Origin of the sequence: Pseudoalteromonas sp. NEC-BIFX-2020_015 (assembly GCF_012952265.1) — a bacterium.
In the GTDB taxonomy this organism is placed as follows: Bacteria; Pseudomonadota; Gammaproteobacteria; order Enterobacterales; family Alteromonadaceae; genus Pseudoalteromonas; species Pseudoalteromonas neustonica.
In genome coordinates, this window is the sequence record NZ_JABCJL010000096.1 from 1 (window position 1) to 624 (window position 624).

The following is a 624-nucleotide window of genomic DNA, read 5'->3' on the forward strand; positions in this document are numbered from 1 at the left end:
TAACACTTTAGTATTTATGCAACACGCAGTTTGTGTTGCATAATCGCTTGTTGGACTGAGGCGCTACCTGCTCGGTGTATAGAGTTGGTGTTGTTTATGCTATGGGAATTTGCTTTTTAGAGGCTCTAGCTAAATCAGCTAATTTAATAAGCTTGCCTATTATAATTTAAGCTATCCCTGCATTGCTCAGCGTTTATTATCTATTCATTAAACCTAATGTTTAACCGTTAAGCAAGGATATTTTTCTCACGCACAGCCGCGACTAGCCTGAGCAGTTAAGCAGGTTAACTCATTGATCTGATGCAGCAAGCAAGGCTGCTAACTCGTTCGCGCTATTTTATTTGTCGCCATATCTAAATTCATCACGCCAATAAATCGTAAGATACCCGCCTTGCATGACTGGCAAGGCCAATGCGGTATTAATCGTTCTTGCTCTGCCTTCGGCTTCACCGCTTTGAATGGGGTTATTGATGCTTGAGCCTTTATTAACCCTAACTTTCGCTTGCGACACGCATTAGCTAAAAAGCCATAGTGGCGAATGCGCATAAACCCTTTCGGCAGTACATGTTGTAAGTAGCGCCGTAAAAATTCATCACAACTCAGTGTCATGACTTTATCGCGGTT

The 624-nt window shown here is 42.1% G+C and carries 1 protein-coding gene; it reads right to left on the bottom strand.

The features are described from left to right. Positions 1-318: 318 nt before the first annotated feature. Positions 319-624 (bottom strand): transposase (locus HH219_RS21710; RefSeq protein ID WP_211842220.1); only part of this gene is annotated, 306 nt, incomplete at its 5' end.